This is a genomic window from Nocardia sp. NBC_01730 (assembly GCF_035920445.1).
GTDB lineage: Bacteria > Actinomycetota > Actinomycetes > Mycobacteriales > Mycobacteriaceae > Nocardia.
In genome coordinates this window covers 144,206-158,581 of record NZ_CP109162.1, presented here as the reverse complement: position 1 = coordinate 158,581, position 14,376 = coordinate 144,206, and the positions used below count along the sequence as shown (strand labels likewise).

Genomic DNA, 14,376 nt, shown 5'->3' with positions numbered 1-14,376 from the left:
CACTGCGCATGGCGGCACAAGCATCGCACCGCGGCAGGGCTGCGCGAAGCATGCCGTCCCCCGCACCGCGCGTGCCGGCCCCGATCGCCGATCCGGTCAGCCGAAGGTCGGCTGCGGCGGCACTCGCCTGCCGAGACGCCACACAGCCAGAGTCAGCGGCACTCCAGGGCGGTAGGCCAGATGGGCGACGGACGGAGCGTCCAGCACCTGCAGATCCGCACGGGCGCCGATCCGGACCGAACCGACATCGTCCCTGCGCAGCGCCGCAGCCCCGCCCGCGGTCGCGGCGTACACCGCCTCCGCCACCGACAGACCCATTTGCAGCACGGCGGTCGCCACGCAGAAGGCCATCGAGGTGGTGTAGGAGCTGCCGGGATTCGCGTTGGTGGCCAAGGCGACCGTGGCGCCCGCGTCCAACAGGGTGCGAGCGGGCGCAAAGGGCTGCCGGGTCGACAGGTCGCAGGCGGGCAGGAGGGTAGCGACGGTGTTCGACGCGGCTAACGCCTCGATGTCGTCGGTGGTGAGATAGCTGCAATGGTCCACACTCGCCGCGCCGTGACGCACCGCTAGTCGGACGCCGGGGCCGTGGCCCAGCTGATTGCCATGTACACGCAAGCCGAGCCCGCGCGCGGCGGCGGCGCGGAGCACCCGATCGGCCTGGTCCTCGTCGAAAGCGCCTGTCTCGCAGAACACATCGGACCAGCGCACATACGGCGCCACCGCGTCGAGCATCGGACCGCACACCAGGTCCACGTAGGACTCCGGGTCCGTGCCTGTCGGTACCAGATGCGCGCCGAGATAGGTCACCTCGTCGGCGGCCGCCGCGGCGATGCGGGCGGAGCGCAGTTCGTCCTCGACACGGAGGCCGTAGCCGGTCTTGGTTTCCAGGCAGGTGGTGCCCTGGCGCCTTGCCTCGGCGAGATGGCGGGCGAGGTTGGCGATCAGATCGTCGTCGGTGGCCTCGCGGGTCGCGGCGACGGTGGTGGCGATGCCACCGGCCCGGTAGGAACGCCCGGCCATCCTGGCTTCGAATTCGGCGGTCCGGTCTCCGGCGAAGACCAAGTGGGTGTGGCTGTCCACCCAGCCTGGCAGCGCGGCGCGGCCGCCGACGTCGACCTTCTCGTCCGCGGCGGGCGCCGCGACGGCGGACCCGACCCAGGCGAAACGCTCCCCCCCGAGCACTACCGCGGCGTTGCGCAGCGGGCCGTCCTCGGTGTTGGTCGTGAGCTCGCTGATACCGGTGATCAGGGTCGCCATAGTGCTTCGATTTCCTCGTGCAGCGAACTTTCCGGGTGCGGCAACAGCAGGTGGTGGTGGTCGGATACGACGGGACTTCCGGCCACCAGCACCTCACGCACGTCGCCTGCGGTGGCGGCGAAGAGCGCGGCGGCCGGGGCGGTTCCCGCGGTGCGGATCGAGTCGAGGTCGACGGTGACCAGGTCGGCGGCGGCGCCCGGCGCGATCCGGCCGCACTCGGGCCAGCCGATCGCGGCGTGATCCGTTGCCGCGCGATATAACTGCGCAGGGGTGAACCGGCCGCGGGTGTGGCTCACCAGCCGCTCGTTGAGCTCGAGCGCCCGCCACTCCTCGAACGCGTCGACGGTGGCGTGACTGTCGCTGCCCAGGCACAGTCCCACGCCCGCGTCGGACAGGACGCGGGCGGGCCCGATGCCGTCGCCGAGGTCGCGCTCGGTGGTCGGGCAGAAGCACACGCGCGCACCGGTTTCGGCGAGCACACGAATGTCGGCGGCGGAGACGTGGGTGGCGTGCACGGCGACCGCACGCGCACCGAGCACGCCCGCCTCCGCCAGCAGCTCTGTCGGGGTTCTGCCGTAAAAGGCCAGACAATAGCGGTTTTCGGCAGGCTGTTCGGACAGGTGCACATGGACCGGGCGCCCGGCCGCCCGCTCCGCGACCACGCCGAGCGCGGCGCGCGGCACGGTACGCACCGAATGCGCGGCTACGCCGGTCCGCACCAGGCCCGGTCCCGGCGTGAATGCGGCGGCCCGCTCGGCCCAGGCACCCACGTCGCCGTCACCGAACCGAAGCTGATGCTCGCCGAGCGGCATCCCGAATTCCCCGGCGAGATAACATGTGTCGAGCAGAGTGAGCCGAATGCCTGCATCGTCGGCCGCCGCGGCGAGCGCCGCGCTCATCGCGTTCGGGTCCGTGTAGCGCCTGCCGCCGGGCCCGTGGTGCAGGTAGTGGAATTCACCGACGCTGGTATACCCGGCCAGCACCATCTCCGCGTACACCGCGCGGGCGAGCCGGTAGCAGGAGTCGGGATCGAGTAAAGCGGCGACGGCGTACATCCGGTCCCGCCACGTCCAGAAGGAGCCGCGCTCGTGCTGCGTGCGACCACGCAGGGCACGGTGGAAGGCGTGCGAGTGCGCGTTCGCGAAGCCGGGAATCGTCAATCCGCGCAAGAGTTTTCCGTGCCGGCCCGCGCCACTGGCCACCGAACGAATCGTCGGTCCGTCGACCTCGATGGTGACATCCGCGGCGAGCCCGTCCGGAAGCCAGGCGTATTGGGCCCGGTACACATTCGTCGTGCTGCCCGCGGGCGGGCGATCCGCACCGCTCGCGTCCTCGCCGATCACGAGTTCTCCCGCATCGGAATTCGCACGCCGCGCTGTGCGGCGATGTCGCTCGCACGGACGTAGCCGGCGTCCACGTGACGGATAACCCCGGTGCCGGGATCGTTGGTCAGCACCCGCTCCAGCTTCTGCGCCGCCAGCGGCGTCCCGTCGGCCACACACACCTGTCCCGCGTGCAGCGAGCGACCGATCCCGACGCCGCCGCCGTGGTGGATGGACACCCAGCTCGCGCCGGAAGCGGTGTTGAGCAGCGCGTTCAACAGGGGCCAGTCGGCGATCGGGTCCGAGCCGTCGGCCATCGACTCGGTCTCTCGGTAGGGCGAGGCGACGCTCCCGGAGTCCAGGTGGTCGCGCCCGATCACGACCGGCGCCTGGAGTTCGCCCGAGGCCACCATCTCGTTGAAGCGCAGTCCGGCCAGGTGCCGCTCACCGTAGCCGAGCCAGCAGATTCGCGCGGGCAGACCTTGGAAGGCCACGCGCGCACCGGCCATCCCGATCCAGCGGCGCAAAGAATCGTTCTCCGGGAAAAGATCCAGGACAGCACGGTCGGTGGCCGCGATGTCGGCCGGGTCTCCGGACAACGCGACCCAGCGGAACGGGCCCTTGCCCGCGCAGAACAGCGGACGGATGTACGCGGGAACGAACCCCGGATAGTCGAACGCTCGGTCGCACCCGCCGAGCGCGGCCTCCCCACGTAGCGAGTTGCCGTAATCGAACACCTCCGCGCCCCCGTCGAGGAAGCCGAGCATGGCGCCGACGTGGTCGGCCATGGATTCCCGTGCGCGGGTGGTGAATTCGTCGGGCTTGTTCGCCGCGTAGTCCGACCAGTCCTCCACCGCGACACCACGCGGCAGATAGGACAGCGGGTCGTGCGCCGAGGTCTGATCGGTGACGATGTCCGGGTCGAACCCACGGCGAAGCAGCTGCGGCACCACGTCGGCGGCATTGCCGATCAGACCGACAGACAACGCTTTCCGCTGGCCGCGAGCCGCGGAAACCCTGGCGACCGCATCATCGATGTCGGTGGCGATCTCGTCCAGGTAGCGGTCCCGCAGACGTCGTCCAGCGCGCGCCTGGTCGCATTCGACGACCAGCGCCACGCCGCCGTTCATGGTGACCGCCAGCGGTTGCGCGCCGCCCATGCCGCCGAGTCCCGCGGTCAGGGTCAACGTTCCCGCGAGGCTCCCGCCGAAGCGCTTGTCGGCGATGGCGGCGAAGGTCTCGTAGGTGCCCTGCAGGATGCCCTGGGTACCGATGTAGATCCATGAGCCCGCCGTCATCTGACCGTACATGGTCAGCCCGAGCGCCTCGAGTCTGCGGAACTCCGGCCAGTTCGCCCAGTCCCCGACGAGATTCGAGTTGGCGATCAGCACGCGCGGCGCCCACTCGTGCGTGCGGAACACGCCGACCGGCTTACCCGACTGCACCAGCAGCGTCTCGTCGCCCGCCAGCGTGGTCAGACAGCGCGTGATCGCATCGAAACTGGCCCAATCCCGCGCGGCCTTCCCGGTTCCGCCGTACACGACCAGATCCTGCGGACGCTCGGCGACCTCGGGATCGAGATTGTTGTGCAACATGCGCAGCGCGGCCTCGGTCTGCCAGTTTCCGGCCGTGAGTCCCTTGCCACGGGCCGCCCGCACCACCCTGGGTGCCGACCGCGACGGGGGCCCTATCGGCGATCTGTCGCGCGAGGATGTCGCACTGGGCGGTGTCCGGGGCGGCGTGGTCATGGTGAGCCTCCACATCAGGTGAGGTCGAGCGTGACGGTTCGGGTGAAAGCGCCGGTCCGCAACAGGGATTCGGCGGCGGCGATTTCGGGAGCGAGATGGCGGTCGGGGCCGAGGCCGTCGACTCGAGTGCGCAGCAGGGCCACGGCCGCGGCGGTGGCAGGAGCCGGACGCAGCGGAGCACGGAAGTCGAGGGCCCGCGCCGCGGTGAGGTATTCGATCGCGAGCACAGTGGTCAGCCCATCGATCGCCGTGCGGAGCTTGCGGGCCGCCGACCACCCCATCGAAACGTGGTCCTCCTGCATCGCACTGCTCGGGATCGAGTCCACGGACGCGGGCACGGCGAGGCGTTTGAGCTCGGAAACCATGGCGGCCTGGGTGTACTGGGCGATCATGTGGCCGGAGTCGACGCCAGGATCGGCGGCGAGGAAGGCCGGAAGGCCGTGCGAGCGCGCGACATCCAGCATGCGGTCGGTACGGCGCTCGGCCATGCTCGCTACGTCGGCGACCGGGATCGCGAGAAAGTCGAGCACATAGGCCAGGGGTGCGCCGTGGAAGTTGCCGTTGGACTCCAGCCGTCCGTCGCCGAGCACCACCGGATTGTCGATGGCCGAGGCCAGCTCACGATCGGCGACCGTTTCGGCGTGGGCCACCGTGTCGCGCGCGGCGCCGTGCACCTGTGGGGCACAGCGCAGCGAATAGGCGTCCTGCACCCGGTGACAGTCGGGGCCGCGATGGCTCGCGACGATCTCCGATCCGGCCAGGGCGGCACGCATCCGCGCCGCCGAGTGGGCCTGGCCGGGATGTGGGCGCAGCGCCTGCAGGTCCGCGGCGAACACGCGATCGGTGCCCAGCAGTGCCTCGACACTCATCGCGGCGGTGATGTCCGCCACGTCCAGCAGAGTGCGCAGGTCGGCCAGGGCGAGCACCAGCATGCCGAGCATGCCGTCGGTGCCGTTGGTCAGCGCCAGACCCTCCTTCTCAGCAAGGGTGACCGGCTCGATTCCGTTGGCGTGCAACGCATCCACGGCATCCAGTAGCATGCCGGTGTCGTCGGTCACCGTGCCCTCGCCCATGAGCGTCAGCGCCACCGCGGCCAGCGGCGCGAGATCGCCGGAGCATCCGAGCGAGCCGTACTCGTGCACCACCGGCGTGAGGCCCACGTTGATCAGCGCGGCCAGCGTCTGCGCCGTCACGGGCCGCGCACCGGTGTGGCCGGTGGCGAGCGTGCGCAGGCGCAGCACCATCAGCGCGCGCACCACCTCGCGCTCCACGGCCGCGCCCGCCCCCGCCGCGTGCGAGCGGATCAGCGACCGCTGCAACGCGGTGCGCCGCTCCGGCGGAATGTAGCGAATCGCCAACGCGCCGAATCCGGTGGAGACCCCATAGGTCGGGAGATCACCCGCCGCGAGCACATCGACATGGTCGCGCGCGGCGGTCAGCCGCCGCAGCGCCACCGGGCTCAGCCGGACCTTGGCGCCATGCCGCGCGACCGCGACGACCCCATCACGGGTGAGCGGCCCGTCGAGGTCCACGATCGGTAGCTGCGCAGTGTCCGGCATGAGTCCATTCCACCGCCGCGACAGTCGGTGCAGAATGAGGCTACGGCCGAATTCGTCTGAGATCCCAGACATACCGAGGAGAGCGCGTGGGAACGAGCAGCGACGTCCCGGCGTTGCGCCGCGGGCTCGCTGTACTGCAACTACTCGCGGGCCGAGCCGGGCCGATTTCCGCCACCGCCATCGCCCGCGAACTCGGTCTCCCGCGCTCCACCACCTATCACCTGCTCGCCGAGTTGGAAACGGCCCGGTTCGTCACTCGGCTGCCCGCCGAGCGCCGCTACGGCCTCGGCATTGCCGCCTTCGAACTCGGTTCCGCCTATCTGCGCCATGACCCGCTGGAGCGCCTCGCCCACCCACTGCTACGCAGTCTGGTGGAACGCGTCGGCCACACCGCCCACCTCGGCGTCCTGCACGGCAACGAATTGCTGTACCTGATCAAGGAGCAGCCTGCGCGTCCGGAGACCTTGGTCACCGGCGTCGGTGTTCGACTGCCCGCGCACCTGACCGCGTCCGGCCGCGCGATCCTCGCCCACCTGCCTGCCGCCCAGATCCGCGCCCTGTTCCCGTCCGCGTCGGCGTTCGTCCGCCGGACCGACCGCGGTCCGGTCACCCTCGCCGCATTGCGCACGACGCTCGCTACCGACCGCCGCCGCGGCTGGGCCTGCGAAGACGGCCACGTCACCTCCGGCTTCGCGTCCGTCGCCTATCCCGTTTTCGACCACAATCACCGCCCGATCGCCGCGATCAGCGTCACCTTCCGCCACCACTGCGCGGCCACGCCATGCTCCGCCGACTGGACGCCGCTCGCCACCCAGGTCCGGGCCACCGCGACCACCCTCACCCACCACATCGGCGGGTTGCCGGACGAGAACGGACGCTGACGGATCCACACTCTGTGACCAGCGCCACAGACAACTCTATTGTGCGCAATATAGTTGCCCACTATATTTATGGCCATGACCGACCATCTCACCCTCGACGAGCAACTCTGCTTCCCGCTCTACGCGGCGTCCCGGGCGATGACCGCGGTCTACCGCCCGAAGCTGGAACGGCTCGGGCTCACCTACCCGCAGTACCTGGTGATGCTGGCGCTGTGGGAACGCGACGGACGCAGCGTCGGCGACGTCTGCCATGCACTCGCCCTGGATTCCGGCACGCTCTCCCCGCTGCTCAAGCGGCTGGAGGCGGCAGGGCTGGTCGAGCGGCATCGGTCGGCGGCCGACGAACGTCGCGTGGATATCCAGCTCACCGAACGCGGGCGCGCGCTGCGGGCCGAGGCGGGCGACATCCCGGCCGAGATGGCCGAGGCCATCGGCCTGTCCCCGGACGAGTTCCTCGCGCTGCGCGAAACCTTGCGACGACTGACGCATTCGCTGATGTCCCAGCTGAACGAAGGAGAGTAGACATGCGGATCCTCTACACCGCCGAGGCCTTGGCGACCGGCGACGGCCGCAACGGACACGCCCGCACCACCGACGGCAAGGTCGACGTGGACCTGTCCGCCCCGAAGGCGCTGGGCGGCAACGGTGAAGGCACCAACCCCGAGCAGCTGTTCGCGGCGGGCTACGCGGCCTGCTTCCATTCGGCGCTGCGCCTGGTCGGCCAGCAGGCCAAGGCCAACATCGACGACTCCGCGGTCGGCGCCAAGGTCGGCATCGGCCCCAACGATGCGGGCGGATTCGGGCTCACGGTCACCCTCGAGGTCTCGCTCCCCCATCTGTCCAGGCAGGACGCACAGGAACTCGCGGACAAGGCGCACCAGGTGTGCCCGTACTCGAACGCGACCCGTGGCAACATCGAAGTCGAAGTCCTCGTCGCCGAGGACTGATCGGGAAGGCTATTGATCGGGAAGGGAGCGAACATGCGTGCCGTAGTCATCGAACGATTCGGCGAACCGAAGGACGTGCTCACCACCACCGAGCGGCCGGTGCCCGAACCGGGTCCCGGCGAGGTCCGTCTCCAGTTGATCCTCGCGCCGATCCACAATCACGACCTGGCCATCGTGCGCGGCGTGTACGGTTATCGGCCGCCGCTGCCCGCGATTCCGGGCACCGAGGCCGTCGGGCGCGTCGACGCGGTGGGGCCGGACGTCACCGGTCTCACCGTCGGACAACGCGTCACGGTGTCCGGGGCACAGAACGTGTGGGCGGAGTACTTCGTGGTCCCGGCCGGACAGGTGGTTCCGGTGCCGGACGCGGTGTCCGACGAAACCGCGGCCCAGCTGCTCGCCATGCCGCTCAGCGCACTGATGCTGGTGGAAGACCTCGCACTGCAGCCGGGAGAATGGCTGGCGATCAACGCCGCCAACGGCGCGGTCGGCAGGCTGGTCAACGTCTTCGGCCGGCAACGCGGTCTGCACGTGCTCAACCTGGTGCGCGGCCACGCTTCGGTCGCGGCGCTGCGTGAGCTCGGCTACGAACCAGTGCTCGACACCGAAAGCGAGGGCTGGCGCGCGCAGGTCGAGACCGTTACCTCGGGCGCGCCCATCGCGCGTGCCGTCGACCAGGTAGGCGGTCGCGCCGCCGACGACGGGCTGGCGCTACTCGCGCCGAACGGGCACCTGATCTCCTTCGGCGCGCTGTCGGGCAAGCCGCTGTCGCTCGATTCCGGCAGCCTCATCTTCAAACAGGCTGTGGTCAAAGGCTTCTGGGGCGCCATGCGGATCGAGGAGATCGGCGCCGAGCATCGAGGGCGGCTGATCGGGGAGCTGATCGACCTCGCGGCCCGCGGCGAGCTGCGGTTGACCATCGAGACCGCCTACTCGCTGGAGTCCGCGGCCGACGCCGCGGTCGCCACCGAAACGCCAGGGCGCAGCGCCAAGATCGCGTTGTCGGCTCAGCGGGCCTGATCGACGTCGAGCACGGCCATCGCGGCGTTGTGCCCGGGGATGCCGCTGACCCCGCCGCCACGGATCGCCCCGGCACCACAGAGGAATACGTTGCGATGGCCGGTCGACACACCCCACCGGGCGGCGGGGTCAGCCGGATCGGCCTCCTCCGGTAGGTAAGGGAAGGCCAGATCCCGATGGAAGATGTGGCCACCGGGCAGGCCGAGCTCGCACTCCAGCTCGAGCGGGGTCTTCGCCTCCAGACATGGCTCGCCGTGCTCGTCCGTCGCCGAGCAGTCGGCGATCGGTTCGGCCAGCACCGAATCCAGTTGCGCAAGTGTGGCTTTTACCACCTCCGCCTTCGCCCCCTCCGGATCGGCGGCGAACAGCTTTGCCGGTGTGTGCAGACCGAACAGCGTGAGGGTATGCGCGCCTTGCGCGGTCAGGTCCGGCGACAGGATCGACGGGTCGGTCAATGTGTGACAGTAGATCTCCGCGGGCGGCGCAGACGGTATGCGGCCGATCGCCGCTTCGCCGTATGCCTGGTCGAGTTGCGCGTACGACTCGCCGATGTGAAAGGTTCCCGCAAACGCCTCGCGCGGATCGGTTTCGGTGTCACGCAGTCGTGGCAACCGGCGCAGCAGCATGTTCATCTTGAGCTGCGCGCCTTGGGGTTTCGGTGGTAACGGCGTACCGAGCAACCCCGCGAGCGTGTACGGTGCGGCGTTGACGAGCACGTGACGCGCACCAACCGTCCTGTCCCAATAACCGACTTCGGCTGTGCTGCCATCGGTTTCGAGACCGGTTACCTCGCATTCCGTGACGATCTCGGCGCCCGCGGAGCGCGCCACCTCGGCCAGCGCGTCGGTGAGCGCGCCCATACCCCCGACGGGCACGTCCCAGTCGCCGGTGCCGCCGCCGATCACGTGGTAGAGGAAGCAGCGGTTCTGCCGCAGCGACGGATCGTGCGCATGGGCGAACGTACCGATCAGCGCGTCGGTGAGCACCACGCCGCGCACGATATCGTCGCGGAAGGCCGACTCGATCGCCTCCCCCAGCGGGCGCTCGAACATCGCCTCCCAGGTCGCAGCGTCGTCCACGGCAGCCCGCAGCACGGCCCTGGACGGCAGCGGCTGCGTCAACGTCGGGAATATGCGCTGCGCCAGCCGCCCGGTGGCGCCGTAGAAACGCTGCCACGCAAGAAAATCCCGATCCGACCCGGTGAGGCGCGTGAAACTCGCCCTGGTCCGCTCCGGCGCCCCGGAAACGAGCAGGCCGCTGTCGCCGACCGGCGTATACGACGAGATCTGCCTGCGCCGTGTCGTGAACCGCAGCCCCAGCTCGTCCACGATCTGTCGCGGCAGCAGGCTCAGAAGATACGAGTACCGCGACAGCCGCGCGTCGACGCCCGCGAACACCCGCTCCGACACCGCGGCGCCACCCGTGTGCGGCAGGCGCTCGAGCAACAGCACCGACCGCCCAGCCCGCGCCAGGTACGCGGCGGCCACCAGCCCGTTATGGCCGCCGCCGACGATCACGACATCGTAGAACGACCGTGTCGGCTTCATACGTCCTCGATAGCACGGATCGCCCCTCCCCGACAGTGACGGACCACCAGCACGTCCAACAGCGCGCCGAGCGCCGCTCGGCAAACGTCGCTTACCGAGCAAGTCGGGTCAGGCAGGCGGGCCCGGCGGGCGGGAGTGCGGGCGGCGCTGGAGCGCGAGCTGGATCTCGAGTAACAGGCGGTCTGCGTGGTCGCCGAGATCCATGCCGAGGATGTCCTCGACGCGGCGGATGCGGTAACGCAGCGTATTCGGATGCACTTGCAGGGCGGCCGCGGCGTTGCGGACGTCGCCGTGTTCCCGCAGATAGGTCTCCACGCTGTCGCGCAAGCTCGCCGAATGCTTCCGGTCGTAGTCGAACAGGGCGCGCAGCCGGGGATCGTGCAGTGCGGCGCGCGAGCCGACGAGATCGAGCACCTCGCCGAGCAGCACGGCGGTGCGGGATTCGGACAGCGTGGTCACCCGCCCCTTCGGGTAGGTGGCGACGGTGCTGTCCAGCACGCGATCGACCTCGGCCCGCGCGGCGCCCACCGCGCCGAGATCGGCGACGGGACAGGCTATCGCGGCCCGCAACGCCAGCGACCGCTTCGCCTCGAGCTGTTCGACCAATTGCCGCGTCCACGCCGTCACCGCGTGCGCGGACCGGTAGCCAGGCAACAGCACGTAGACGCGGTCGCCGAGCACCGTGGTCACCGAGTCGCCCCGGAAGGAGCTGGCGCGCAAGCGCAGGATGCTGCCGAGCGCGGCGGGCTCGGTGGCGGTGGACTGCTCGGTGGCGGTGAGCGCGAACGCCACCACCGCGGCGGGGCCGGTCTGCGGCAGGTTCAGCGCGGTCACCACCGCGTCTATCTCGACCGCGGCCCCTCCCGCACCGAACAACCGCTGGATCAGCAGCGCCTCGGTGGACGGTGCGTCGAGACTGCGGGAGATCAGACGGCCTGCGATGGCCGAGGCCCCACGCAGGATCTCCGCCGCGTCCGACTTGAACGGCTGATCACCCTGCTGCAGCCAGATCGCACCGAGTACCCGCGGCGCCCGCGCGGTCGCGTCCGCGGGATGCCGGATACCGACCACCAGCCTTCGCTTGATGTTCAGTTCCTCATGCGCGGGCACGTCGATGACCTCGTCCGTGTTGCGCAAGCGATCGAACACACCCCACTTCCGCAGCACGGTCAGGTAGTCGCGCGGGCCTTCCCGGCCCAGGATCGACAGCACGCGCAACTGGTCGGCGGTCTGGTCGGACGCCGAGTACGCCAGCACATGGGAGTGCGGGTCCTCGATGGACACCATCCCGCCCGCGTTGTGGGCAACCATCTGCGCCAGGCCGAACAGATCCATGTCCGCGGCGGCCAACTCGCTCTCCCCGGCCACGTTCCCGTCCTTCGGCCAACTCGACAACGCACTCACCCCATCTTTGTCCGACTGGCTCATTCTCCGGGCAGTTTTCCGGTGTTGACTTCGGCTTACCGCAAAATCGCCTACCCAGCAGGAGGAACCATGGACGCCATCGTGTCCACACCCCAGCCGGTCAACGAGCCGGTCGGCACATTCGCCCCGGGCAGTGCGGAACGCGAACGATTGCAGGCGAAGCTCACCGAGCTCGGCGCGACGCCGACCGAAATCCATCATGTCATCGGCGGCGAACACCGGCGCGGTTCCGGCGAGCAGATCCGGGTGGTGCAGCCGCACCGGCACGCCGCCGTGCTCGGCACGCTCACCACCGCCGAGCCGCGCGACGTGGCGGACGCCGTCACGGCCGCCACCACCGCGGCGCCGGGCTGGCGGGCGCTTCCGTTCGAGGACCGTGCCGCGGTCTTCCTCCGCGCCGCGGACTTACTGGCCGGACCGTGGCGCGAAACCATCTCCGCCGCAACGATGTTGGGCCAATCCAAGACGGCATACCAGGCCGAGATCGACACCCCGTGCGAGCTGGTCGACTTCTGGCGCTTCAACGTCCACTTCGCCCGCCGAATCCTGCAGGACCAGCCGATTTCGGCACCGGGCGTGTGGAACAAGGTGGAGTACCGTCCGCTCGAGGGTTTCGTGTACGCAATCACCCCGTTCAACTTCTCCGCGATCGCGGGCAATCTCCCCACCGCGCCCGCGCTGATGGGTAACACCGTCGTGTGGAAGCCCGCCGTGACCCAGTCGGTCGCGGCGTACTGGACGATGAAGCTGCTGGAGGCGGCGGGGCTGCCGCCCGGTGTGATCAACATGGTGCACGGCGCCGGTCCCACGGTGTCCGACGTGGCACTCACCGATCGCCGCCTCGCAGGCATCCACTTCACCGGATCGACCGCGACGTTCCAGCATCTGTGGCGCACGGTCGCGGCGAATATCGTCGACTACGACAGCTATCCGCGCCTGGTCGGCGAGACCGGCGGCAAGGACTTCGTCGTGGCGCACAGCTCCGCCGATCCCGACGTGCTGACGACGGCACTGATCCGCGGCGCCTTCGACTACCAGGGCCAGAAGTGCTCAGCCGCCTCCCGCGCGTTCATCCCGAGGTCGGTGTGGGCCAGGATGGGCCGCGAGTTCGTCGACAAGGTCGCCGCCCTCAGCTATGGCGACGTCACCGACTTCACCCACTTCGGCGGCGCGCTCATCGACAAGCGTGCCTTCGACAAGAACGCCGACGCCCTGGCACGCGCCAAGGCGACTCCGAGCCTGACGATCGCCGCGGGCGGCCACGCCGACGACGGCGTCGGCTACTTTGTCGAGCCCACCATCCTGCTCGGTGACGACCCTGCCGACGAGGCGTTCCGCACCGAGTACTTCGGCCCGATCCTGGCCGTGCACGTCTACGACGACTCCGGCCCCGGATCGTTCGAGTCCACGCTCGACCTGATCGACAAGGGCTCGCGCTACGGCCTGACCGGCGCGGTCATCGCCGACGACCGCACGGCCATCGCCACCGCCACCGACCGGCTACGGTTCGCGGCCGGAAACTTCTACGTCAACGACAAGCCCACCGGCGCGGTCGTCGGGCAACAGCCCTTCGGGGGGTCGCGCGCGTCCGGCACCAACGACAAGGCAGGGTCGGCACAGAACCTGCTGCGTTGGACCTCCGCTCGCACGATCAAGGAGACGTTCGTCCCCGCGACCGACCACCGCTACCCGCACCAGGAGCTCTGATGGCATTCTCCGGACTGCTCCGTCCCGCCATGCTGGCAGCCGCACGCTCTCCGCGCATGGAGCGCACGATCAGCCGCATGCCGACCACCAAGAAGCTGGTGGATCGCTTCGTCGCGGGCGAGACCGAGGATCAGGCGGTGGCCGCGACCGCCGCGCTCCTCGAATCCGACCGCCGCGTGACCATCGACTATCTCGGCGAGGACACCACCGACCTCGACCAAGCCCGCGCCACCGTCGCGCACTATCTGCGGCTCCTGTCAGCGTTGGCCGATCTGCCCGCCGCGGCGGAAGGGACCGCGCGACCGCTGGAGGTGTCCCTCAAACTGTCCGCGCTGGGCCAGGCGCTCCCCCACGACGGGCACGCCATAGCTCGTGAGCACGCCCATCAGATCTGCACCGCCGCGACAGTCGCGGGGGTCTGGGTCACGATCGACGCAGAGGACCACACCACCACGGACTCGACGCAGTCGATCGTGCGCGAGTTGCGCACGGATTTCCCATGGTTGGGCACGGTGTTGCAGGCCTACTTGAAACGCACCGAGGACGACTGCCGGGAATTCGCCGGCCCCGGCTCGCGAATCCGGTTGTGCAAGGGCGCCTATCGCGAACCCGCCGCGGTGGCCTATCAGGGCCGTTCCGCCGTCGACGACTCGTATCTGCGCTGCCTGCGCATCTTGATGGACGGCGACGGCTATCCGATGGTCGCCACGCACGACCCGGCGCTGATTGACGCGGCGCTGCACTGTGTACGCGAAACCGGGCGCACGCATGACGATTTCGAGTTCCAGATGTTGCACGGCATCCGGGACGCCGAACAGCGGCGCCTGGTCGGTGCGGGACACATGCTGCGCGTCTACGTCCCCTACGGCGACCAGTGGTACGGCTACTTCATGCGCAGGTTGGCCGAGCGTCCGGCCAACGTCGCGTTCTTCCTGCGCTCATTCGGCGGCGACCGCTGAGCTC

The 14,376-nt window shown here is 69.6% G+C and carries 12 protein-coding genes; 6 read left to right on the top strand and 6 right to left on the bottom strand.

All coding sequences use genetic code 11. The features are described 5' to 3' along the window. Positions 1–96: 96 nt before the first annotated feature. From hutI to hutH, 4 genes are all read right to left on the bottom strand, one after another. Positions 97–1,257 carry an imidazolonepropionase gene (hutI, locus tag OHB12_RS00760; protein ID WP_327115180.1) on the bottom strand — a complete coding sequence of 387 codons (1,161 nt, stop codon included), beginning with the start codon at positions 1,255–1,257 and terminating at the stop codon, positions 97–99. After that, the gene (locus tag OHB12_RS00755; protein WP_327115178.1) at positions 1,245–2,600 is read right to left on the bottom strand and encodes a formimidoylglutamate deiminase; all 1,356 of its coding nucleotides are present in this window, start codon (positions 2,598–2,600) and stop codon (positions 1,245–1,247) included. The genes hutI and OHB12_RS00755 overlap by 13 nt, the downstream gene beginning before the upstream one ends. Then, positions 2,597–4,237 carry a urocanate hydratase gene (hutU, locus tag OHB12_RS00750; protein ID WP_442800059.1) on the bottom strand — a complete coding sequence of 547 codons (1,641 nt, stop codon included), beginning with the start codon at positions 4,235–4,237 and terminating at the stop codon, positions 2,597–2,599. The genes OHB12_RS00755 and hutU overlap by 4 nt, the downstream gene beginning before the upstream one ends. Before the next feature lie 104 nt (positions 4,238–4,341). After that, positions 4,342–5,886, bottom strand: a complete 1,545-nt coding sequence (gene hutH, locus OHB12_RS00745; protein WP_327115174.1) for a histidine ammonia-lyase — start codon at positions 5,884–5,886, stop codon at positions 4,342–4,344. An 86-nt stretch (positions 5,887–5,972) separates the two neighbouring features. On the opposite strand from hutH, the gene OHB12_RS00740 reads away from it, so the two are divergent. From OHB12_RS00740 to OHB12_RS00725, 4 genes are all read left to right on the top strand, one after another. Beyond that, positions 5,973–6,767: an IclR family transcriptional regulator gene (locus tag OHB12_RS00740; protein ID WP_327115173.1), complete on the top strand. Its 795-nt coding sequence runs from the start codon at positions 5,973–5,975 to the stop codon at positions 6,765–6,767. Between the two features lie 75 nt (positions 6,768–6,842). Further along, positions 6,843–7,289, top strand: coding sequence for a MarR family winged helix-turn-helix transcriptional regulator (locus OHB12_RS00735; RefSeq protein ID WP_327115171.1), 447 nt, complete (start codon positions 6,843–6,845; stop codon positions 7,287–7,289). A 2-nt stretch (positions 7,290–7,291) separates the two neighbouring features. Beyond that, positions 7,292–7,714 carry an organic hydroperoxide resistance protein gene (locus OHB12_RS00730; RefSeq protein ID WP_327115169.1) on the top strand — a complete coding sequence of 141 codons (423 nt, stop codon included), beginning with the start codon at positions 7,292–7,294 and terminating at the stop codon, positions 7,712–7,714. A 33-nt stretch (positions 7,715–7,747) separates the two neighbouring features. Beyond that, positions 7,748–8,734 carry a zinc-binding dehydrogenase gene (locus OHB12_RS00725; RefSeq protein WP_327115167.1) on the top strand — a complete coding sequence of 329 codons (987 nt, stop codon included), beginning with the start codon at positions 7,748–7,750 and terminating at the stop codon, positions 8,732–8,734. Here the strand turns inward: OHB12_RS00725 and OHB12_RS00720 are convergent. Next, positions 8,722–10,281: a phytoene desaturase family protein gene (locus OHB12_RS00720; RefSeq protein WP_327115165.1), complete on the bottom strand. Its 1,560-nt coding sequence runs from the start codon at positions 10,279–10,281 to the stop codon at positions 8,722–8,724. The genes OHB12_RS00725 and OHB12_RS00720 overlap by 13 nt on opposite strands. A 108-nt stretch (positions 10,282–10,389) precedes the next feature. Beyond that, a complete protein-coding gene (locus OHB12_RS00715) occupies positions 10,390–11,709 on the bottom strand; it encodes a PucR family transcriptional regulator (RefSeq protein ID WP_327115163.1) in 1,320 nt (439 codons plus the stop codon). Between the two features lie 66 nt (positions 11,710–11,775). On the opposite strand from OHB12_RS00715, the gene pruA reads away from it, so the two are divergent. Together pruA and OHB12_RS00705 are read left to right on the top strand one after the other, a co-directional pair. After that, positions 11,776–13,413, top strand: coding sequence for an L-glutamate gamma-semialdehyde dehydrogenase (gene pruA / locus OHB12_RS00710; RefSeq protein ID WP_327115161.1), 1,638 nt, complete (start codon positions 11,776–11,778; stop codon positions 13,411–13,413). Further along, positions 13,413–14,372 (top strand): proline dehydrogenase family protein, encoded by a 960-nt coding sequence (locus OHB12_RS00705; protein WP_327115159.1) that lies wholly within the window; start codon positions 13,413–13,415, stop codon positions 14,370–14,372. Before pruA ends, OHB12_RS00705 begins: the two co-directional genes overlap by 1 nt. The last annotated feature ends 4 nt before the right edge of the window (positions 14,373–14,376 follow it).